This is a genomic window from Allobosea sp. 2RAB26, from assembly GCF_052115465.1.
Classification (GTDB): domain Bacteria; phylum Pseudomonadota; class Alphaproteobacteria; order Rhizobiales; family Beijerinckiaceae; genus Allobosea.
The window spans coordinates 47,882-66,974 of record NZ_JBFRGS010000003.1 but is presented as its reverse complement, the minus strand read 5'-3'; the positions used below and the strand labels follow the sequence as shown (position 1 = coordinate 66,974).

At 65.5% G+C, this 19,093-nt stretch carries 19 protein-coding genes; 9 read left to right on the top strand and 10 right to left on the bottom strand.

Going from position 1 to position 19,093, the window contains the following annotated elements; translation table 11 throughout:
• The first annotated feature begins 45 nt into the window (after positions 1-45).
• Positions 46-531: a peroxiredoxin gene (locus tag AB4118_RS06025; RefSeq protein ID WP_113518915.1), complete on the top strand. Its 486-nt coding sequence runs from the start codon at positions 46-48 to the stop codon at positions 529-531.
• 150 nt (positions 532-681) lie between these two features.
• A complete protein-coding gene (locus AB4118_RS06020) occupies positions 682-1,131 on the top strand; it encodes a GNAT family N-acetyltransferase (RefSeq protein WP_069877496.1) in 450 nt (149 codons plus the stop codon).
• A 15-nt stretch (positions 1,132-1,146) separates the two neighbouring features.
• Here AB4118_RS06020 and rnhA read toward each other — a convergent pair whose 3' ends face one another.
• Genes rnhA through ispH form a run of 3 tightly spaced genes read right to left on the bottom strand, consistent with a single transcriptional unit; the run spans position 1,147 to position 3,533 of the window.
• Positions 1,147-1,593, bottom strand: coding sequence for a ribonuclease HI (gene rnhA / locus AB4118_RS06015; RefSeq protein ID WP_113518917.1), 447 nt, complete (start codon positions 1,591-1,593; stop codon positions 1,147-1,149).
• Positions 1,590-2,555 (bottom strand): homoserine kinase, encoded by a 966-nt coding sequence (locus AB4118_RS06010; RefSeq protein ID WP_441488899.1) that lies wholly within the window; start codon positions 2,553-2,555, stop codon positions 1,590-1,592. The genes rnhA and AB4118_RS06010 overlap by 4 nt, the downstream gene beginning before the upstream one ends.
• A 6-nt stretch (positions 2,556-2,561) precedes the next feature.
• Entirely contained in the window at positions 2,562-3,533 is a 972-nt protein-coding gene (gene ispH, locus AB4118_RS06005; RefSeq protein WP_441488898.1) for a 4-hydroxy-3-methylbut-2-enyl diphosphate reductase, read from the bottom strand.
• A 196-nt stretch (positions 3,534-3,729) separates the two neighbouring features.
• On the opposite strand from ispH, the gene AB4118_RS06000 reads away from it, so the two are divergent.
• From AB4118_RS06000 to AB4118_RS05990, 3 genes are all read left to right on the top strand, one after another.
• Positions 3,730-5,589: a monovalent cation:proton antiporter-2 (CPA2) family protein gene (locus AB4118_RS06000; protein WP_441488897.1), complete on the top strand. Its 1,860-nt coding sequence runs from the start codon at positions 3,730-3,732 to the stop codon at positions 5,587-5,589.
• Positions 5,586-6,941, top strand: a complete 1,356-nt coding sequence (locus tag AB4118_RS05995) for an MATE family efflux transporter (RefSeq protein WP_441488896.1) — start codon at positions 5,586-5,588, stop codon at positions 6,939-6,941. The genes AB4118_RS06000 and AB4118_RS05995 overlap by 4 nt, the downstream gene beginning before the upstream one ends.
• Before the next feature lie 99 nt (positions 6,942-7,040).
• Entirely contained in the window at positions 7,041-8,000 is a 960-nt protein-coding gene (locus AB4118_RS05990) for a DUF937 domain-containing protein (protein ID WP_441488895.1), read from the top strand.
• 122 nt (positions 8,001-8,122) lie between these two features.
• On the opposite strand, the gene AB4118_RS05985 is transcribed toward AB4118_RS05990, so the two are convergent.
• Together AB4118_RS05985 and AB4118_RS05980 are read right to left on the bottom strand one after the other, a co-directional pair.
• Positions 8,123-10,027, bottom strand: coding sequence for a methyl-accepting chemotaxis protein (locus tag AB4118_RS05985; RefSeq protein WP_441488894.1), 1,905 nt, complete (start codon positions 10,025-10,027; stop codon positions 8,123-8,125).
• Positions 10,028-10,251: 224 nt separating this feature from the next.
• A complete protein-coding gene (locus tag AB4118_RS05980; protein WP_441488893.1) occupies positions 10,252-10,638 on the bottom strand; it encodes a DUF1127 domain-containing protein in 387 nt (128 codons plus the stop codon).
• Positions 10,639-10,813: 175 nt separating this feature from the next.
• Between AB4118_RS05980 and AB4118_RS05975 the strand changes: the two genes are divergently transcribed.
• Positions 10,814-11,695 carry a LysR substrate-binding domain-containing protein gene (locus AB4118_RS05975; protein ID WP_069877505.1) on the top strand — a complete coding sequence of 294 codons (882 nt, stop codon included), beginning with the start codon at positions 10,814-10,816 and terminating at the stop codon, positions 11,693-11,695.
• Positions 11,696-11,744: 49 nt separating this feature from the next.
• On the opposite strand, the gene AB4118_RS05970 is transcribed toward AB4118_RS05975, so the two are convergent.
• From AB4118_RS05970 to AB4118_RS05955, 4 genes are all read right to left on the bottom strand, one after another.
• The gene (locus AB4118_RS05970; protein ID WP_441488892.1) at positions 11,745-11,921 is read right to left on the bottom strand and encodes a Flp family type IVb pilin; all 177 of its coding nucleotides are present in this window, start codon (positions 11,919-11,921) and stop codon (positions 11,745-11,747) included.
• A 102-nt stretch (positions 11,922-12,023) separates the two neighbouring features.
• Positions 12,024-13,403: a glutamate--cysteine ligase gene (locus AB4118_RS05965; RefSeq protein ID WP_441488891.1), complete on the bottom strand. Its 1,380-nt coding sequence runs from the start codon at positions 13,401-13,403 to the stop codon at positions 12,024-12,026.
• 192 nt (positions 13,404-13,595) lie between these two features.
• Positions 13,596-14,768 carry a carboxylate-amine ligase gene (locus AB4118_RS05960; protein ID WP_441488890.1) on the bottom strand — a complete coding sequence of 391 codons (1,173 nt, stop codon included), beginning with the start codon at positions 14,766-14,768 and terminating at the stop codon, positions 13,596-13,598.
• A gap of 148 nt (positions 14,769-14,916) precedes the next feature.
• Positions 14,917-15,669, bottom strand: a complete 753-nt coding sequence (locus tag AB4118_RS05955; protein ID WP_441488889.1) for a 16S rRNA (uracil(1498)-N(3))-methyltransferase — start codon at positions 15,667-15,669, stop codon at positions 14,917-14,919.
• 201 nt (positions 15,670-15,870) lie between these two features.
• Between AB4118_RS05955 and AB4118_RS05950 the strand changes: the two genes are divergently transcribed.
• Entirely contained in the window at positions 15,871-16,347 is a 477-nt protein-coding gene (locus AB4118_RS05950; protein WP_113518927.1) for a hypothetical protein, read from the top strand.
• Between the two features lie 7 nt (positions 16,348-16,354).
• Entirely contained in the window at positions 16,355-17,320 is a 966-nt protein-coding gene (ubiA, locus tag AB4118_RS05945; protein ID WP_441488888.1) for a 4-hydroxybenzoate octaprenyltransferase, read from the top strand.
• Between the two features lie 119 nt (positions 17,321-17,439).
• Here the strand turns inward: ubiA and AB4118_RS05940 are convergent, their stop codons facing one another.
• Complete coding sequence (locus AB4118_RS05940) at positions 17,440-17,961, bottom strand: DUF6101 family protein (protein ID WP_441488887.1); 522 nt, start codon at positions 17,959-17,961, stop codon at positions 17,440-17,442.
• Positions 17,962-18,207: 246 nt separating this feature from the next.
• Between AB4118_RS05940 and AB4118_RS05935 the strand changes: the two genes are divergently transcribed.
• Positions 18,208-19,035: a 3'(2'),5'-bisphosphate nucleotidase CysQ gene (locus AB4118_RS05935; RefSeq protein WP_441488886.1), complete on the top strand. Its 828-nt coding sequence runs from the start codon at positions 18,208-18,210 to the stop codon at positions 19,033-19,035.
• Positions 19,036-19,093: the final 58 nt, after the last annotated feature.

Here is a 19,093-nt window from a genome sequence, read left to right as displayed (position 1 = left end):
CCCTGACCGAGCGGCGAAGGCCGCATGGCTCACGGAGAACAGGCGATGACGATCAAGGTGGGTGACACACTTCCGCAGGCGACGTTCCGCGTGATGACGGCGGACGGCCCGGCAGCGAAGACGACCGAAGACCTGTTCAAGGGCAAGAAAGTGGTGCTGTTTGCGGTGCCCGGCGCCTTCACGCCGACCTGCCACAAGAATCACCTCCCCGGCTATCTCGCCAAGGCTGCAGAGATCAAGGGCAAGGGCGTCGACGCCATCATGGTGACCGGCGTCAACGACGTCTTCGTCATGGATGCCTGGTCGAAGGCAACGGGCGCAGTCGGCGTCATCGAGTTCCTCTCGGACGGCAATGCCGATTTCGCCAAGGAGATCGGGCTTTCGCTCGACGGTTCGGGCTTTGGCCTCGGAACCCGCTCGCAGCGCTATTCGATGATCGTCGAAAACGGCGTGGTCGAGGCTCTCAATGTCGAAGACGCACCGGGCAAGGCCGACGTCTCCGGCGCCGAAGAAATGCTGAAGCAGCTCTGAGCGCTTCGCGCATGAAAGAGCCCGCCCGGCCCCCGCCGCGCGGGCTTTTTGATGCCTGCTGCAACGATGCTGATCGAAAGCATGGCGCTTTGTCATGAGACAGATGCCGCGCCCCCGGGCTAGCGTGACAGCGCTATTGGGAGAGGCTGCATGTCCGAGATCACCATCCGCCCGCTCGTCGCGAGCGATCGCACCGCCTGGGGACCGCTCTGGCAGGGCTACCTGACCTTCTACAAGTCGAGCCTGCCGGAAGAGATCCATGACCTGACCTTCGCCCGGCTCACAGGCGGCAAGGAGCCGATGGGTGGCTTCATCGCCGAACGCGACGGCAAGGCAGTCGGCATCGTGCACTGGGTCACGCACCGCACCACCTGGAGCGCCAAGGATATCTGCTATTTGCAGGATCTGTTCGTCAGCCCGGATATCCGTGGCGGCGGCGGCGGCCGCAAGCTGATCGAAGCCGTGCGGCAGATGGCCGAGGCCAAGGGCTGTTTCCGCGTCTACTGGCAGACGCATGAGACGAATCTTCAGGCGCGCGAACTGTACGACAAGGTCGCCGACCTCTCGGGCTTCCTGGTCTATCGGCAGCCGCTCGGCTGACGAGCCGGCCGGGCTCTATCGCCCAGGCTTGAACGGCGCCATGCCGGCGCGGGCGAGCACGTCAGCGCGCTCATTCATCTCGTCTCCGGCGTGGCCCTTGACCCATTTCCACTCGATCTTGTGGCGGCCGAGTGCGGCATCGAGGCGCTTCCAGAGCTCCTCGTTCTTCACCGGCTTCCGGTCGGCGGTCTTCCAGCCATTCTTCTTCCAGCCATGGATCCAGCCAGTGATGCCCTGGCGCAGGTACTGGCTGTCGGTATGCAGCGCCACCGTGCAGGGCCGCGTCAGCGTCTCGAGCGCGGAGATCGCCGCCATCAGCTCCATGCGATTGTTGGTGGTCATCTGTTCGCCGCCCGAGAGCTCGCGCGCCTTGCCATTGTAGCTGAGGATCGCGCCCCAGCCCCCCGGGCCGGGATTGCCCGAACAAGCCCCGTCGGTCCAGATCTCTACTGTATCGCTCATCGTTTCAGGCCGTATTCGCGGGCGTCACCGACGCGCTGGTGGAAGGCAAGTTTGCGGTCGTATTCGAGCGGATCGAGCGGCTTGACCAGGGCCCCCGACGGAACGTTCAACCAGTCCACCAGCCGGGTCAGGAGGAAACGCAGGGCCGAACCGCGGCAAAGCGCCGGAAGCGCCTCAACCTCGGCGGGGGTCAGGGGGCGCACGCTTTCATAGCCCGCGAGGATCGCCTGCCCCTTGGTGAGATTGAACGATGCATCGGCCTCGAAGCACCAGGCATTCAGGCAGATGGCGAGATCGTAGGCGAAGGCATCGGTGCAGGCGAAGTAGAAGTCGATCAGCCCCGACAGCCGGTCCTTGATGAAAAAGACGTTGTTGGGAAAGAGATCGGCGTGGATCACGCCGCGCGGCAGGTTCTGTGGCCAGTTGGCCTCGTGGAACGCGATTTCCGTCATGACGCGCTTCGCCAGCCCAGGCGAGACCGTCTCGGCCCCGGCACCGGCCTGTTCCGCCAGCGGCCGCCAGCCCGCGACTGACAGATCATTGGACCGGGTCATGCCGAAGCCCTCGCCCGCCTTGTGCAGGAGCGCCAGCCCACGCCCGACCTCGGCGCAATGAGCAGCCGTCGGGCGACGCACGGAGAGACCATCGAGGAAAGTGACGATCGCCGCCGGCCGCCCCGCGAGCCGGCTCACCGCCAGACCGTCCTGCGCCTTGACCGGCAGCGGGCAGATCAGCCCGCGCTCGGCCAGATGTTCCATCAGTCCGAGGAAGAACGGCAGATCAGCCGCGCTCACCCGCTCTTCGTAGAGTGTCAGAATGAAGAAGCCCTGCGTGGTGTGCAGCAGGAAATTGGAATTCGAGACCCCCTCGGCGATGCCCTTGACCGCCAGCAGATCACCAATACCGTAGCGCGCCACGAAGGCAGCCATCTCATCGTCGGGCACTTCAGTATAGACGGCCAAATTCGCTCACTCGGCCGCATTCGGCGCAGGCTCGCCGCGCAGTTCGCGCGGCAGGGGGAAGAAGACGCTTTCATCGGCGGTCGAGACGGTCTCGACGCGGACGTCATAGCGCTCGGCGAAGGCATCGATGATCTCTTCGACCAGCACCTCGGGAGCGCTGGCGCCCGCCGTGATGCCCAGCCGCTTGATCGCACCGAAGATCGACCAGTCGATCTCGTCGGCGCGCAGCACCAGCCGCGCGGAGGGGCAACCGGCCCGCTCGGCGACCTCGCGCAGGCGCTGCGAATTGGAGGAATTGGGCGAGCCGACGACAAGAAGTCCGTCGACCAGCGGGGCAACCCGCTTCACCGCCTCCTGACGGTTCGTGGTGGCGTAGCAGATATCTTCCTTGTGCGGCGCGATCAGCTCCGGGAACCGCGCCTGCAGCGCCTGGACGATGCCGCGTGTGTCATCGACCGAAAGCGTGGTCTGGGTGACATAGGCAAGGGGTTGGCCGGTGGGAGGAGCAAGCTGCGCCACGTCGTCCAGCGTCTCGATCAGCGTGATCGCACCCGCAGGCAGCTGGCCCATCGTACCGATGACCTCGGGATGGCCGGCATGGCCGACGAGCAGGATATGGCGGCCGCGCTTGTGATGAACCTCGGCCTCGCGATGCACCTTGGTGACCAGCGGGCAGGTCGCGTCGATGGCGAAAAGTGTCCGCGATGCGGCCTCGGCAGGAACCGATTTCGGCACGCCATGGGCCGAAAATATCACCGGACGGGTGGTGTCGGGCACCTCCGACAGCTCCGCAACGAAGACCGCGCCTTTGCGCTTCAGCGATTCGACGACATATTTGTTGTGCACGATCTCGTGGCGCACATAGACCGGCGCGCCATGCAGCGTGAGCGCCTTCTCGACTGCGTCGATGGCGCGCACGACCCCGGCGCAAAAGCCGCGCGGGGCACAAAGCAGGATGTCGAGCGGCGGCTTGGTCACGCGGTTTCGAGGCCTCGGAAATGGTCAGCGCCTTCTTTCGGCGTGCGCCCTGCGATGTCAAGGAAGAGCAGCGCCGCAGGACGTGACGGGCCGCTGCGCAACTCGCCCCTCGCAGCGCAGCAAGGAAGCGCCTAGATAGGCAGCATGGTCGGCTGTGGCACTTGCGCGAGCCTGCTTTCCACAACGAAGAGTTCCCATGGCCGACGCCAGTCACACGAGTTACCTGCCGCCGATCCTGATTTTCTGTGCAGGCGCAGTCATTGCCGTGCCGCTGTTTCGTCGTCTCGGCCAATCCGCCGTGCTCGGCTATCTCGCGGCCGGCATCGCGATCGGCCCTTCGGTGCTCGCCCTGGTCAATGACCCGGACGCGATCCGGGGCACCGCCGAGATCGGTGTCGTGCTGCTGCTGTTCCTGGTTGGGCTGGAGCTTCAGCCGTCACGCCTCTACTCGATGCGCAAGGACATCCTCGGCGCCGGCCTCGCGCAGATGGCGCTCAGCGCGACGGCGATCGGGCTCGTTGGCTGGAAATTCGGTCTCTCCGTCGGCGGCGCCATTGCGGTGGGGCTTGCGCTCGCTCTGTCTGCAACATCGATAGCCCTGCAGGTCCTGGAGGAGCGCGGCGACGGCAGCGAAACCTACGGCCGGCGCACCTTCTCGATCCTGCTTTTCCAGGATATCTCGATCGCTCCAGCGCTGGCGCTGCTCCCCCTGCTGGCGACCACGGGCGCGCAGAACCACGGCGGCGCTCCGGCACTCGCAGGATTGGGCCTTGCCCTGCTCGCCGTCGCGCTGCTCGTGCTCGTCGGACGCTACCTGCTCAATCCGTTCTTCCGGATCCTCGCCAGCACCGGCGCGAAGGACGTGATGACCGCGGCCGCGCTGCTGATCGTGCTCGGTGCCGCGATGCTGATGGAGCGGGTCGGCCTCTCCATGGCCATGGGCGCCTTCCTCGCCGGAGTGCTGCTGGCGGACTCGCATTTCCGGCACGAGCTCGAAGCCGATATCGAGCCGTTCCGCGGCGTGCTGCTCGGCCTGTTCTTCATGGCGGTCGGCATGTCGCTCGACCTCCAGCTGGTTTTCGACAACGCCCTGCTGCTGGCGCTTGCAGCGCCATTGCTGGTCGCCTTCAAAATCGTCGTCGCGGCAACGATCCTGCGCGTCTCCTGCTCGTCGAGAACCGAAGCCATACGGGCTGGTGCGCTGCTCTCGCCAGCCGGCGAATTCGCCTTCGTTCTCCTGCCGCTCGGTGCCGCGCTCGGGCTGCTCAACAGCCAGCAGGCGGCCGTGGCGACATCTCTCGCCGCACTCTCGATGCTGATCGGGCCGGTTGCCGCCAAGCTGATCGACCTCTGGCTGACCCGGAGCGCCGCCCCGGCGGAAACCATGGAAGAGGATTTCGAAGGTGCCGGCGGCTCCGTCATGGTCATCGGGTTCGGCCGGTTCGGGCAGGTGGTGACCCAGGCGCTGCTGCTGCAGCATATCCCGGTGACGATCATCGACTCCAATGTCGAGCGCATCCGGTCGGCTGCCAAGTTCGGCTTCCGCATCTATTACGGCGACGGCACGAGACTGGACGTGCTGCGTGCTGCCGGCGCCGGGAAGGCCAAGATCATCTGCATCTGCATCGACAATCGCGAAGCGGCCTTGCGGATCGTCGAAATGGCGAGGGCCGAGTTTCCCTCCGCACGGCTACATGTGCGGGCCTATGACCGTGTCCATGCGATCGAGCTGATGAAGGCCGATGTCGACTTCCAGATGCGCGAAACCTTCGAGTCGGCCCTCGGCTTCGGGCGGGTGACGCTGGAAAGCCTCGGCCTCAGCTATGACGAGGCCAGTCTGGTCATCGACAGCGTCCGTGACCGCGACGCCCAGCGCATGGAGATCCAGTATCACGAGGGCATCGCCGCCGGCATCCAGAAGGTGCCGCGCGTCTCGCCGGAACCGCTGGTTCAGCCGAAGGCCAAGTCCAAGGCACTCACCGAGGAGACGCGCGAGGTCATCGAGGATGGCGGCGCTGAAGTCGCGGTCGGCGGCGTCGGAGAACCGGAATTGTGAACGCACCCGTCAACCCCAACCAGGCCGTCTTCGTCAGCGGCTCGACCTTTCGCCATGTCGCGGTGATGACCGCGACCGGAGCGGTCGGGCTGATGGCGATCTTCGTCGTCGACCTGCTCTCGCTGCTCTACGTCTCCTGGCTCGGCCGGCCGGCGGCGACTGCTGGCGTCGGCTTCGCGACGATCGTGCTGTTCCTGACGGTCTCGATCAATATCGGCTTCATGATCGCGGTCTCCGCGCTGACCTCCCGCACGCTTGGATCCGGAGACCGCAAGGGCGCGCGCCGGATTGCGGGCTCCGCCATGACCTTGATGGCGCTTGCCGCAATCGCGCTCACGCTGCTGGCGTTGCCTTGCCTGCCCTGGCTCCTGAGGCATCTTGGGGCGCATGGCGAGGCCTATGACGTCGCCCTCTCATTCCTTTGGATCGCCCTGCCCTCCAATCTTCTGATGGCGCTGGGCATCGGATTTTCGGGCGTACTGCGCGCCATCGGAGATGCCCGGCGCGCCATGTTCGTGACGCTCGGGGGCGGGCTCGCAACTGCAGTGCTCGATCCGCTCTTCATCTTTGGCTTTGCACTCGGCACAGACGGCGCCGCCTGGGCGACCGTGCTGTCACGTGTCATTTTTGCCTTTGTCGGCTTCCGTGGCGCGGTGAAGATCCACGATATGGTCGGCATGCCCAACCGGCAGGCGCTGCTGGCCGACACGCCGCGCACGCTTGCGATCGCCGGCCCGGCGATCCTGACCAATCTCTCGACGCCGATCGCAAACGCAGTCTTCGCCAGCATCTTCGCGCGCTTCGGAGATGGCGCGATCGCGGCAATGGCGATCATGGATCGGTTGGTGCCGGTGGCCTTTGGCGTGATCTTTGCGCTATCGGGCGCAGTCGGGCCGATCCTTGGCCAGAACTGGGGAGCCGGCCGTTTCGACCGCATGCGCCGCGCGCTCAGCGATTCCGTGATCTTCGCCGTGGCCTGCGTCTGCGTTGCCTGGCTCGCGCTCCTCCTGCTGCGCGGCCCGATCGTCGCCGTATTCCATGCCAGCGGCCTGACCGCAGAGCTGGTGATGTTCTTCTGCCTAATCTCCGGGCCGATGTGGATCTTCGTCGCGATACTCTTCGTCGCCAATGCCGCGTTCAACAATCTCGGCATGCCGATCCTGTCGACCCTCTTCAGCTGGGGGCGCGCAACGCTCGGGACGATGCCGATGGCCTGGGTCGGCGCCTATTATGCGGGGCCGAAGGGGGCGATGGTCGGCACCGCGCTCGGGGCTGTGGCGTTCGGCCTCGTCGCGCTGGTCTTTGCCTATCGCGGCATCACGCGCCTGGAGCGCCAGCCCAGGGGCGCGTGAGCATCCAGCATCGCGGCGGCCTCGCTTGCCTGCCCGCCCCGCCCTGCTATCGTTCGGGGTGCAGGCGGCGGCAGACCGCGACGAAGACGGAGAGGCGCCATGATGAACCTGTTCGAGATGATGCAATCGGCCCAGAACGGGCAGGCCATGCAGAATCTGGCTCGGCAATACGGGCTCAGCCAACAGCAGACGCAGAGCGCGCTCGACGCCTTGCTGCCGGCCTTCACCATGGGACTGCAGCGCCAGACGCAGGACCCCCGCGCTTTCGGCAATCTCGCCCAGATGATGACGGCCTCGCCCTTCGGCTCGCTCTATGACGCCGATGGCGATGGCATTCCCGACAACGCCGCGATGATGGGCAACAACGTCCTCAACCAGCTCTTCGGTTCGAAGGACGTCAGCAACGCGCTGGCCGCCCAGGCTGCGGCGACCAGCGGCGTCGGCCAGGCGGTTCTGAAACAGATGCTGCCGGTCATCGCCTCCATGATCATGGGCGGGTTGTTCAAGTCGACCAGCAATCAGGGGCTCGGCGGCATCTTCGGGCAATTCGCCGAGATGATGCAGGGCAGGATGCCGGGCCAGCAGCCCGCGCCCCAAACCCAACCGCAAACGCCGGGGAGCTCGCTCGACGCGATTCTCGGGAGCCTGTTCGGGCAGGCGGCTGGTGCCCCTCCGACACAGGGTGGCGGTCCCTTTGGCGGCGGTCCGCTCGGAGGTGGTCCTCTGGGCGGGGCAAGGCCAGGCGAACCGGCCGGGGCCGACCCGATGGGCGGGCTTCTCGGCCAGATCCTGACCGGGATGCTTGGCGGTGCAGCGGCTCAGCCCCAGGCGGCGCCGCCCCCGTCACAACCGCGTGGCCAGGCCACCAGGCCCACGGCAGAGCCTGAGCTTGAGCCGGAACCGGACCAGCCGGCGCCCTCGGGCGAAGCCGGGCCGGGGTCGATCGGCCTCGACGCGCTGAACCAGATGTTCGAGCATGGTCGCCAGGTGCAGGACGACCATCAGAACGCGCTGAAGTCGATTCTGGACGCGATGCTCGGCGGCGGGCAGCGTCGCTAAATCATCGGACCGGATATCGTATCCGGCCTGATGACTTAACCTTTTGTCTTTGCATCGGCTTTGCCGAAAACCGCAATCCACTTTTCGGGCCGATGCTTTAGGCACTCATCGCCCTGTCCCGATCAGGCGCTGCGCCGCTGCGACCATTCGATCTCGGCGCCACGGCCTTCGGACATGGCCGCAGCGATCGCCCGGAGATCGGCGACATTGTCGCGCGTGCGGAAGCTCGAGACGAGATCGTTGAGGCGCCGGATCTGATCGCCCAGTGCGCTGGCAGAGGCTGCGCTCTGTTCGGCCAGTGCGGCGTTCTGCTGGGTCATCTCGTCCATAAGCGCGACCGACTGGCTCATCTCGTCGATTCCATTGGCCTGCTCGGCCGAGGCCGCGGAGATTTCGGATACGGTCGCGGAGACTTTTCGCGATGCGGCCACGATCTGATCGAGCGCTTCACCGGCAGAGCGGACGAGCCCGACGCCCTGGGCCACCTCCGCTCCCGATTCCGAGATCAGCGCGCTGATACCCTTGGCGGCCTCGCCCGAGCGCTGCGCCAGCGTGCGGACCTCCGAGGCGACCACGGCAAAGCCCCTGCCGGCATCGCCCGCCCGCGCCGCTTCGACCGCCGCATTCAAGGCGAGCAGATTGGTCTGAAAGGCGATCTCGTCGATGACCGAGGTGATGTCGGAGATCTTTCGCGAGGCCGTCTCGATGCGTGCCATTGCAGCGACCGCATCATGGACGATTGCACCGCCCCGTTGCGCCACGCTCATCGCCTCATCGGCCAGCGAGACGGCCTGCTTCGATGCCTGCGCAGAGGCCTTGACCGAGGCGGCAAGCTCTTCCGTGGTTGCCGCAGTCTCCTCCAGCGAGGACGCCTGTTCCTCGGTGCGCTTCGAGAGATCGTCTGCGCCCATATTGATCTCGCGCGCCGCGTTGCCGACATCGGCCGCAGTCGCCTGGATGGTGGTGATCGTCATCGAGAGATGCTCCACCGCCGTATTGAAATCGTCGCGCAGCTTCTCATAGGCAGCGGTAACCTCCGCATCGATGCGATGGCTGAGATCGCTCTTCGAGAGCAGGTCGAGGCCCTCTGCCAGCAGCCCCATGACCAGCCCCTGCTCCCGCGCGAGTTGCTCCTGCTGCTTTGCCTGCTCGGCCCGCTCGGTCTCGATCTGCCGGCGCTGCTGCTCGGAAAGGTCTCGTCCCTCGGCGCTCTCCGCCTCGAGACGCTGCACGGCAAGGCCGTTTTCCTTGAAGACCTGAACCGCACGCGCCATCGCGCCGATCTCGTCCTTGCGCGCCTGGCCCTGAACTTCGACCGCGTAATCGCCCCTGGCGAGATCATCCATGCCCGATCTCAGCGCTTCCAGCGGCCTGGTGATCGAAAACCGGGTCAGCAAGGCAGCACCGCCCAGGCCAAGCAGGATGCCCAGGGCTGAGAGGCCCAGAATGACGATGCTCAGTTCGCTGGCCTCGGCATCGAGCGTTTCCGAGGTCGCCTGGGTTTCCGTCTTGATTGCTTCGTTGAGTTTGCCTGCGGCGGTGACGATCTCGCCAATTGTGCGATCGAGCTGGGACATGACCGACAACGCGGCCAGATCCTCGTCCTTCGCGGCCTGGGCGACGATATCGTCGATCTGCGGTTTGAGCGCGGAGAGTGCCCGGCCCATGGCGTCGAACTCGGCAGCCTTCTGCGGGAAGCTGATCTTGGCCTCGATCAGCTGGAACTGCGCACGGTCATAGGCCTTGCGCACATCCTCGATGCTGGTCGCGTTCTGCTTCATGAATTCGGGATAGGCGATCGCCTTGTAGAGATCGCGCACGATGTCGGTCATGGCGCGGGTGGTCCGGCCCGAATCGAGGATCGCCGTCGCATTGTGCGAGATCAGATCGGAATATGCCTTCTGGATCCGCGCATATTCGCGGCCGGCATAGACGGCAGTTGCAACGCTGATCAATCCGAGAACGATCAGCGGGATCGCGATCTTGGTCCTGAGACGCAGATCCTGAAAGCGCAGAGAAATCCGCATACCGACACCCACCCCCCCGAGAAGCATCGAACCGGGCATCGCCGCCGCATGTCGGGAACGTTCGGCTGGAATGCTGAAAAATAGGTTACGAATGCCGATTAGGGCCAAATTGCAGGCGAAATGGCTTCAAATCCCGCTTCCGCCATGCCCGGCGAGAGCTTAGAAAGGAAAAACGGACGGAAGCACGAAGCTCCCGCCCGCAAGAAACGCGCAGTGCCAAGGGGTCAGGCGCTGCACGCAACCGTCGAATTCGAACCGGCCGCGACCGGACGCGGCGTGAGAGGCTTGGCGACAGCATTCTTCACCTGAGCCTGTCGAACGCCCTCTTCGCGCCGGAGAGAGGCGACGCCGGCCCGCGCGCTGGAGCGGGCCGCGAGAGCCGCCGAAGGGTCCTTCAGCCAGGATACGGTCAGCGCGCCGTCGATATCGGAGCGGACGAGACCGATATCCTTGAGGCCGCGCTCGTCGAGCTCGGAGAGCCTCAACACCTCTCGGCGGTGAATCAAGGCACGCGTCAGGGCTTTCACGCCAACATAGCCGCCGGCGACAACACGCGTGACGCCGGTGGCGACGAATGAGAGCGACTTCGGAACGAATGTCAGGATCAGCATGGCGACCTCCTTCAGGGGTCTGACGGCAAAACGAGCATTTTCCGCCTCGGCTGGAGCGCACCGACGACACGGACTGGAGAATGCCTGAAGGATAGCTTTGCGCTAGCCATCAGCCAAACGAATGGTTATGATGCTTCACAGCACGGATATTGATGATCCATCGTGGGGGTGCTCCATGGCGCATGTTCTCGACGCCGACCAGCTCAAGACCTTTGTCGCCATTGCCGATACGGGCTCGTTCACTCGCGCGGCGGAGATCGTCTACAAGACGCAATCCGCCGTCTCGATGCAGATGAAGCGCCTTGAGGAACGGGTCGGGCGCCCGCTCTTCGGCCGCGACGGACGCCACGCCAAGCTGACGGAAGATGGTGAGCGCCTGCTGGATTACGCGCGCCGCATCGTGCGCCTCAATCTCGAATGCGTGGCGAGCTTCGCCGATGCAGACCTCAAGGGGCGCATCCGCCTCGGCGTCCCCGACGACTATGCCGACCGCTATCTACCCGAGATCCTGGCTCGCTTTGCTCATTCCAACCCGCGCGCCGAGGTGACCGTCGTCTGCGAGCCGACTCCGATGCTGGCCGAGCGCATCGGCACAGGTGATATCGACCTTGCCATCATCACCCATGTCGAAGGCCGCGGTCAGGGCGAGATCATCCGGATCGAGCCCCTGCTCTGGGTCACCTCTGCGCGCCATACCGTCCATGAGGAGGACCCGCTCCCGCTCGCACTCGGCCGCCCGACCTGCAATTGGCGGCAGGCCGCGGTCGAAGCGCTGGAGAAGAAGGGGCGGCGCTTCCGCGTACTCTATGCCAGCTGGAACTCGACTGCGGTCGGTGCAGCCGTGGTCGCCGGCCTCGCGGTCTCGGTGCTGCCGGAGAGCGCGATCAGGCCCGGTATGCGCATTCTCGGCCCCAGCGAGGGCTACGCAACCCTGCCGTCCTGCAAGATCGGGCTGTTGCGCACGCGCTTCGACCCCTCGGTGCTCTCCAATGCCCTGGCGGAGCACATCATCCAAAGCCTCGACAACCTCGCGAGCTTCAAGACGGCGGCGGAGTAGGACCGTCCGCAGCCTGCCCTGGGCCCGGCTCCCTCGGGAGCCGTGGTTTTCAGGGATTGAGCCCGGTCTGTACCGCTTCGAATACACCGCGTACGAACCGACCTATCTCCTGCCCGCCGACGATCACGGACATCGAGATCAGGCCAGCAACGAGCCCATACTCGATCGCCGTCGCGCCGCGGTTGTCGCGGGCGAAGCCGAGAAGAAAGGTGCGCAATCGTTCCATAGCGGGATGCTCGCTCCGAAGCTTCGGAGAAAGCGTTAACGCGCGACGGCAAATGCCGCGAAACAGCGGACTTCCCTGGGAATTCCGCGGCGGATCGGCCGCTTAGATGAGCAAATCCTTAAAGACCGGCTCGACGCGCTCGTTCCATTCCCCGCGATACCGGTCGGCTAGGTCCTGAGCCAGGCTGCGGCCGCTCTCGGCAATCGCGAGAACAGGATCAAGGAAACGCGTCTCGTCCTCGCCCTTGCCGTTCAGGCGGGCGCGGCGCGCGAGACCAGCGCGCGACAATTCCAGAACCTGTTGCGCAATCTCACGCGCGCTGCGGCCGGCGACTGTGGCAGAGAGCCCCGCCGCAGGCACTGCGTCGCGCAGGCCCTGACGCTCCTCGGTGCTCCAGCCTTTGACCAGGTCCCAGGCGGCGTCGAGCGCGACCTGATCATAGAGCAATCCGACCCAGAAGGCGGGCAACGCGTTCAGCAAGGCGGGCGGCCCGGCATCGGCGCCCCGCATTTCCAGAAAGCGCTTCAGCCGGACCTCGGGGAACAATGTCGACAGGTGGTTGGCCCAATCGGACATGGTCGCGTGTTCGCCCGGAAGCTGCGGCAACCGGCCGGCGAGCAGATCGCGGAAGGAGGCGCCCGTCACGTCGTGGTAGACCGGCCCGCGTTTGACGAAATACATCGGCACGTCGAGCGCCCAGTCGACATAACCCTCGTAGGACATGCCCTCATCGAACACGAAGGGCAGCATGCCCGAACGGGCATTGTCGGTATCGAGCCAGATTTCGGAACGGACCGACTGGAAGCCGTTGAGCTTGCCCTCGGTGAAGGGCGAAGAAGCGAAGAGCGCGGTTGCGATCGGCTGCAGGGCAATCGAAACCCTGAGCTTCTTCACCATGTCCGCCTCGTCGGCGAAATCGAGGTTCACCTGCACGGTGCACGTCCGGAACATCATGTCGAGGCCGCGCGTGCCGACCTTCGGCATGTAGTTGGCCATGATCCGGTAGCGGCCCTTCGGCATGACCGGGGTCTGCTCCCGCGTCCAGAGCGGCGAGTGGCCCAGCGCCAGGAAGCCGATATCGTGAGGCTCGGCGACCGCTTTCACATCGGCAAGATGCGCGGCGAGCTCCGCCGCCGTTTCATGCAGCGTTTCGACCGGCGCGCCGGAGAGTTCGAACTGGCCACCGGGTTCAAGCGAGATCGCCCCGCCACCTTCGGGCCCGGCCAAGCCAATGATATGGCCATCGTCAATGATCGGCTCCCAGCCGAGCCGCTGCTGCATGCCCTCGAGCAGGTGCCGGATACCGCCCGCGGCCCCGCGCCCCTCGTACGGCACGGCGCCGATATCCGCGCGGTAGAACGGGAACTTCTCGTGCTCGGTGCCGATCCGGAAGGCGGAGCGAGGCTTCTCGCCTGCCGCAATCCAGCCGATCAGCTCGGACTTCGACGCGATCGGGGTGGAATCGGACACATCGCGAGCCATGGGCGCTCCGGCAGGACGAAAGGGTGGCCGACATCTCGCACGCACCGGACGGCACGGGCGAGGCAGGCCCAGGAAGCGTCAGACATATGCGACCGCCGAACGGAGGACAACGACCTCCGTCCCGCGTTCGTGGAAGGAGATTGCTTGCGCAAATGCACAACGCACATGCCGGCATCCGGCATCCGCTTGCGTTCAGGCCACACCGCGCAGGGGCTGGCTCATGTCCGGCAGCCGGCTTGCGCCATCGTTTCGCGTCTCTGACGCCAGCCAGTCGATGACGGAGGCCAGCCCTCCCGCGTCGCCCCCGGTGCGCGCGCGGGCCTCCTCGAAGATGGCGAGCTGTCGATCCGCACTGGTGCCCTGAGCCGCAATCGTCCGGCACTCGCCAAGTTCAGCGGTACAGCCGAGCGCCGCGGCATCGTCCGAAAGCTGATCGATCAGTTCGTCAACCAGGCTCGGAACCGAGCGCATCCCCTTGCTTTCCGGGCAGACCAATCCGCCATGGATCCCATAGCGCTGGGCCCGCCAGACATTCTCTGCTGCGATGGCGCGCGCGGCCGCGGTCAGATCAGCGTTGAGCCCGGGGTTCCTGCAGAGGTGGCGAACAAGGCACCGATAGAGCGCGGCGATGGCCAGCGTATCGTCCAGGCGCGTGCAGCTGTCGGCGATGCGCAATTCCAGCGTCGGATGCTTCTCTGAAGGGCGAATCGCCCACCAGATATAGCTGGCATCCTTGATCGCCCCGGCCGCGACCAGGGTATCGACATAGGCGCGGTAGTCGGCGGGTTCGAGGAAGAGCTCCGGCAGGCCGGTGCGCGGTAGTTCCGCGTAGGCGGATAATCTGTAGCCCATCAGGCCGGTGCGCCGCCCCTGCCAAAACGGCGACGACGTCGACAGCGCGAGAAACACCGGGAGGAACGGCATGATCCGCCCCATCAGCCGGATGCGCTGATCTTCGTCCGGCACCTCGACATGGATATGGAGCCCACAGAGCTGGTTCCGGCTGCCGAGCATCTGGAGTTCGCGCATCAGCCTGTCATAGCGAGCCGCCTCGGTGGCGCGCTGGCGCGACCAGGACGCGCTGGGATGCGTGCCGCAGGCGAGCAGGAGCATGTCATGCGCCAGCCCGATGCTCGCAAGGCCGGTCCGCAGCGTCGCCAGCGATTTGCGCGCCTCTCCCATCGTCTCGCAGACCGGTGTCGCCACCTCGATCTGGGACTGCAGCATCTCCCGTTGGACTTCGCTCGGAAACGCATCATGCACGGCATCGAGGAATGCCGGCGAGATCTTCCGGACGATGCCACGTGTCGTGAAATCGGACAGGAAATACTCTTCTTCGATACCGAAGCGGCAGGCTTGGCTCATCTCATCATCCTCGCGGGTCGTCGAATCACGGGAGCAGACCCTCGCGCGCAAAACCGGCCCTGAATGAGCCGGTTCGATGGCACCGCGACGAATGTGGATCTTCCTCCCCAACGACCAACGCGAAATTCGGCGCGTCGTTCCCGCGCGCTCAGCCCGATCTCGAGACCCAGTCGCCCAATGTCGCCTGGACCAGGGCAAGCGCCGCGACCGCCGCCGTATCGGCGCGCAGGATGCGCGGGCCGAGCGAGATACGGATTGTCTTGGGGCGTGACAGCACTCGCCGGCGCTCCTCGTCGTCAAAGCCACCTTCGGGACCAATCAGCAGGGCGACCGGCGCCGGCGGGGCTTCCGCCAGCGCGCTCAGGGGACTCGCCGCGGCCATGTCCTCGTCGCAGAAGATCAGCAGGCGCTCGGGCTCGAGAGCGGCCAGCGCCGCATCGAGCGGCTGCTCGGAACGAATTTCCGGCAAGGCCAGGATGCCGCATTGCTCGGCAGCCTCGATGGCATTGGCCCTGAGGCGTTCGAGGTTCAACCGCGAGACCTGCGTGCGTCGGGTGAGCACCGGCTGCAGCACGCCGGCCCCCATCTCCACGGCCTTCTGAGCCATGTAATCGAGCCGCGCATGTTTCAGCGGCGCAAAGAGATAATGCAGGTCCGGCACGGGGGTCTGGTGCCGCAGCTGCCGCAGCGGGCGCAGGCTCGCCTGCTTCCGCCCTTCCGGAACGATCTCGGCAAGCCATTCGCCGTCGCGCCCGTTGAAGACGAGAACGCCGTCGCCATCGCGCAGGCGCAGGACGTTGAGAAGGTAATTGGCCTGCTCCCGCTCGAGAGGAACGAGCGCATCCTGTGCCAACGTGGAATCGAGATAGAGCCGATGTTTCGGCAGGTCTGGCATCGGCATAGGCGCAAACAGTCTCCCTCTTGCGACAGCAGCCGATCTTGCGATGCCATTGCGGCGGGAAAGTCGCCACATTCTTCGTCTAATCGCAAGAGTCGGTGACAGAATTCAGTTCAATGTCGCCTGACGCTTGGCGAGACCGCCCCTCTGCTGATATGGAGTGCGCGGTTCCAGGAACCCTCATCGATTGGGAGCAGGACTATTATGCGGCGATACGTGGCCTCGGGGTTGATTGCGACGCTCGGCTTGGCAGCGGCGACATTCCTCCACGTCAGCCCGGCGAGCGCTCAGGCCTCGGGCTGCGAACAGCTTCAAAAGCTCCTGCAGGAGCGGCAGTCGATCGTCGCGCGGTTGAACTCCGCGTCCAAGGCCAAGCGCAAGCTGACGCCGGCGGAGGCCTGCGGAACACTCGGCAGCCTCGTCAACAACGGCAACGCCACCCTCAAATTCGCAACCGCCAATCAGGACTGGTGCCAGATTCCGCCGACCTTCGTGGACGGCATGAAGGCCGACAATGAGAAGGCAGCCGGCTTCCGCAATCAGGCCTGCAATGCGGTGAAGCAGCAGGCGGCCATGCAGCGCAAGGCGCAGCAGCAGGCCCAGCAACAGGGCAACAATCCGTTCGGCGGCGGCGATTCTCTGACCGGCGGCCCGATGCGGGTGCCGCAGGGCGCGCTCTGATCTCGCCATGGTCCTGGCCTCGAAGCCAGCCGACATGCCCCTGGTTGATGCGCCCCTTCCCGACGCCCTGAAAGGTCATTGGGTCGATACAAGGGCGCCGGTCTGGCTGCGCCCTTATCTCAAGCTTGCCCGCATCGACCGGCCAATCGGCTGGTGGCTGCTGCTGCTTCCGTGCTGGTGGGCCGCAGGGCTTGCAGCCATCGCGAGCGGCAGCGCGTTTCCCAATCTCTGGCACGGCCTGCTTTTCATGGTTGGCGCCATCGTGATGCGAGCCGCCGGCTCGACCTTCAACGATATCGTCGACCGAAAGCTCGATGCTCAGGTGGCACGAACGCGCGGACGCCCGTTGCCCTCCGGGCAGATCACAACCAGGTCCGCCGCGCTCTTCATGGTCGCGCTGTCATTGGTCGGACTGCTGATCCTCGTCCAATTCAATCGCTTCACGATCGTGCTCGGCATCGCCTCGCTGGCGATCGTCGCGATCTATCCCTTCATGAAGCGCATCACCAACATGCCGCAATTCGTGCTGGGCCTCGCCTTCTCATGGGGCGGGCTCCTGGGCTGGAGCGCCGTGTTCGGGCAGCTCGACCCACCGGCCTACCTGATCTACGCGGCCGCGATCGTCTGGACGATCGGCTACGACACCATCTACGCCATGCAGGATATCGAGGATGATGTCATTGCCGGCATCAAGTCGAGTGCCCGCTATTTCGGGGCCTGGACGCGCGAGGCGGTCGGGTTTTGCTTCACGCTCTCTGTCGCGCTCGCTGGCGTGGCGACCTGGAGCGCGGGCGGTGGCGCCATGGCCTGGATTGGACTTGCGGCCTTCGCCGCGCATCTCGCCTGGCAGGTTTCCCGGATCCAGGGCGCGACCTCTCCGGTCGCGCTGGGCCTGTTCCGCTCCAACCGCAACGCCGGCCTGCTGCTGGCCGGCGGCTACGCACTCGATGCGTTGAGCCGCTCTTTCCTGTGAAATGAAGACCCAAGGCAGCGGCCCGAAGAGCGGTTTGCGTTCTTCGGGGAAAGCCGATGCCGACATGGAAAGATTAGATCATGGACGGGATGCGATATGCGGTCCCCTGATCTAACCGCTCAATCCGTCAGCCGCTCGCCGGAGACGATGACCGGCCGCGCTGGAAGCTGCGCGGTCTTGCGCCGTGTCAGGAAGCGTGGGCGGCGGCCATTGAGAAAGGCGTGCCGACGGCGGATGCGGATCGGCCCCAGTGCCAGCCGGCCGAGCTGAGGAAAGGGCTCGGTGATCACGCCATCGACGGATTCGAGCAACAGCGGCAAACCGCTGCTGCGACCACAGTCGCGCCAGTGTGCCACGGCATCTTCGGCATCGAAGACCGCGACACTGATCGCACGGCCATCGCCGGCCGTCAGAGCGAGTTCCAGACGTTCATCTTCGCCGGACGGATTGGCCAGCCGCAGGGCAATGCCGCGCCAACCGGGGTTTCCGCGCAAGATCCTCACCGAGGCGATGCGCTCGATGCGGGGCGCCTCGACCTGCACCGGCATCGGATTGCGCGCGACTATGCTGCTATGGTTCGGGCAGCCGAGAAGGTTCGGCGCAAAGCCGACCTCCCCGGCAGCCGGCGTGACGCTGGCCATCGGTTTTACGCCTCTCATGTCCCTGCTGCGCGGAGCCCTCTGTGAAGTCCGGGGCTCTCGTGCTTGCAGGGTGGAGAGTGGACCGCAGCCCTATCCGAGCGCTTAAGAGCTTCGGTTAAAGGAATGTGTTGCGGTCATTTGGGCGTCTAAATCGGCCGCTATCCGGCGTGATGCTTGACGGAATCTTTCGCAACTGCGCTGCTTTTTCACCTTGAAACCGCAGCAGGGAGGCTCGATAGGGAGCGCATGACTTCGCAAACGCTGCCTGTCGCCCCGGATCTTCTGCCTCACGTCCGGGAAAGCTGCATCGAGGCGGGTGCGCTGGCACTCGAACTGTTCCGCCCCGGAGCCAAGACCGCGGCCCGGACATGGTCGAAGAGCGGCGGCTCGCCCGTCACCGAAGCCGACATCGCCGTCGACACCTTCCTGCGGATCAGACTCTCGGAATTGCTGCCGGATGCCGCATGGCTATCGGAAGAGACCGCCGACGACGCGCAGCGGCTGTCGCGCCGTCTCGTCTGGGTCGTCGACCCCATCGATGGAACGCGCGCGTTCATGTCGGGCTCGCCGGACTGGGCGGTTTGCGTCGCCCTCCTTGCTGATGGCGCTCCGGTGACCGGCGTCGTGCATGCGCCCGCCTGCGGCGCAACCTATACGGCCCGACGGCACGAGGGGGCCTACTGCAACGACCGGCCGATCGCGACGACCCGCCTGACCAAGCTCGGAGGCGCTCGCATTGCGGGGCCGAAGCCGATGCTCGACGCCCTGGCGCGGATCGAGACGTTCGACGCTGCCGAGAAGATCCCTTCGCTCGCACTCAGGCTGGCACGGATAGCGGACGGCACGATCGATGCCGGGCTGGTCTCCCCTGATGCGCGGGACTGGGACCTTGCCGCCGCGCATCTCGTGCTGGACGAAGCCGGCGGCCAGCTCAGCGACGGGAGCGGCAACCCCGTCGTTTACAACCGCGAGGTACCGATCCACGGCATGCTTGTTGCTAGTGGCGCAAGCCTCGCGGAGCCGCTGCTTGCTGCAATGCAGCGCCTGCGCGAGACCCCGCCGCAGAGCGCATGAAGGCCAGCAGGCTCGGACAAATTCGACCTCGCTCAATCGGCACTCGCACCGCTCGCGC

Bases quoted from the DNA above. Each gene is read 5' to 3' on its own strand.
- AB4118_RS06025 (WP_113518915.1), top strand. From the start codon at position 46: ATGACGATCAAGGTGGGTGACACACTTCCGCAGGCGACGTTCCGCGTG.
- AB4118_RS06020 (WP_069877496.1), top strand. From the start codon at position 682: ATGTCCGAGATCACCATCCGCCCGCTCGTCGCGAGCGATCGCACCGCC.
- rnhA (WP_113518917.1), bottom strand. From the start codon at position 1,593: ATGAGCGATACAGTAGAGATCTGGACCGACGGGGCTTGTTCGGGCAAT.
- AB4118_RS06000 (WP_441488897.1), top strand. From the start codon at position 3,730: ATGGCCGACGCCAGTCACACGAGTTACCTGCCGCCGATCCTGATTTTC.
- AB4118_RS05990 (WP_441488895.1), top strand. From the start codon at position 7,041: ATGATGAACCTGTTCGAGATGATGCAATCGGCCCAGAACGGGCAGGCC.
- AB4118_RS05985 (WP_441488894.1), bottom strand. From the start codon at position 10,027: ATGCGGATTTCTCTGCGCTTTCAGGATCTGCGTCTCAGGACCAAGATC.
- AB4118_RS05980 (WP_441488893.1), bottom strand. From the start codon at position 10,638: ATGCTGATCCTGACATTCGTTCCGAAGTCGCTCTCATTCGTCGCCACC.
- AB4118_RS05975 (WP_069877505.1), top strand. From the start codon at position 10,814: ATGGCGCATGTTCTCGACGCCGACCAGCTCAAGACCTTTGTCGCCATT.
- AB4118_RS05970 (WP_441488892.1), bottom strand. From the start codon at position 11,921: ATGGAACGATTGCGCACCTTTCTTCTCGGCTTCGCCCGCGACAACCGC.
- AB4118_RS05965 (WP_441488891.1), bottom strand. From the start codon at position 13,403: ATGGCTCGCGATGTGTCCGATTCCACCCCGATCGCGTCGAAGTCCGAG.
- AB4118_RS05960 (WP_441488890.1), bottom strand. From the start codon at position 14,768: ATGAGCCAAGCCTGCCGCTTCGGTATCGAAGAAGAGTATTTCCTGTCC.
- AB4118_RS05955 (WP_441488889.1), bottom strand. From the start codon at position 15,669: ATGCCGATGCCAGACCTGCCGAAACATCGGCTCTATCTCGATTCCACG.
- AB4118_RS05950 (WP_113518927.1), top strand. From the start codon at position 15,871: ATGCGGCGATACGTGGCCTCGGGGTTGATTGCGACGCTCGGCTTGGCA.
- ubiA (WP_441488888.1), top strand. From the start codon at position 16,355: ATGGTCCTGGCCTCGAAGCCAGCCGACATGCCCCTGGTTGATGCGCCC.
- AB4118_RS05940 (WP_441488887.1), bottom strand. From the start codon at position 17,961: ATGGCCAGCGTCACGCCGGCTGCCGGGGAGGTCGGCTTTGCGCCGAAC.
- AB4118_RS05935 (WP_441488886.1), top strand. From the start codon at position 18,208: ATGACTTCGCAAACGCTGCCTGTCGCCCCGGATCTTCTGCCTCACGTC.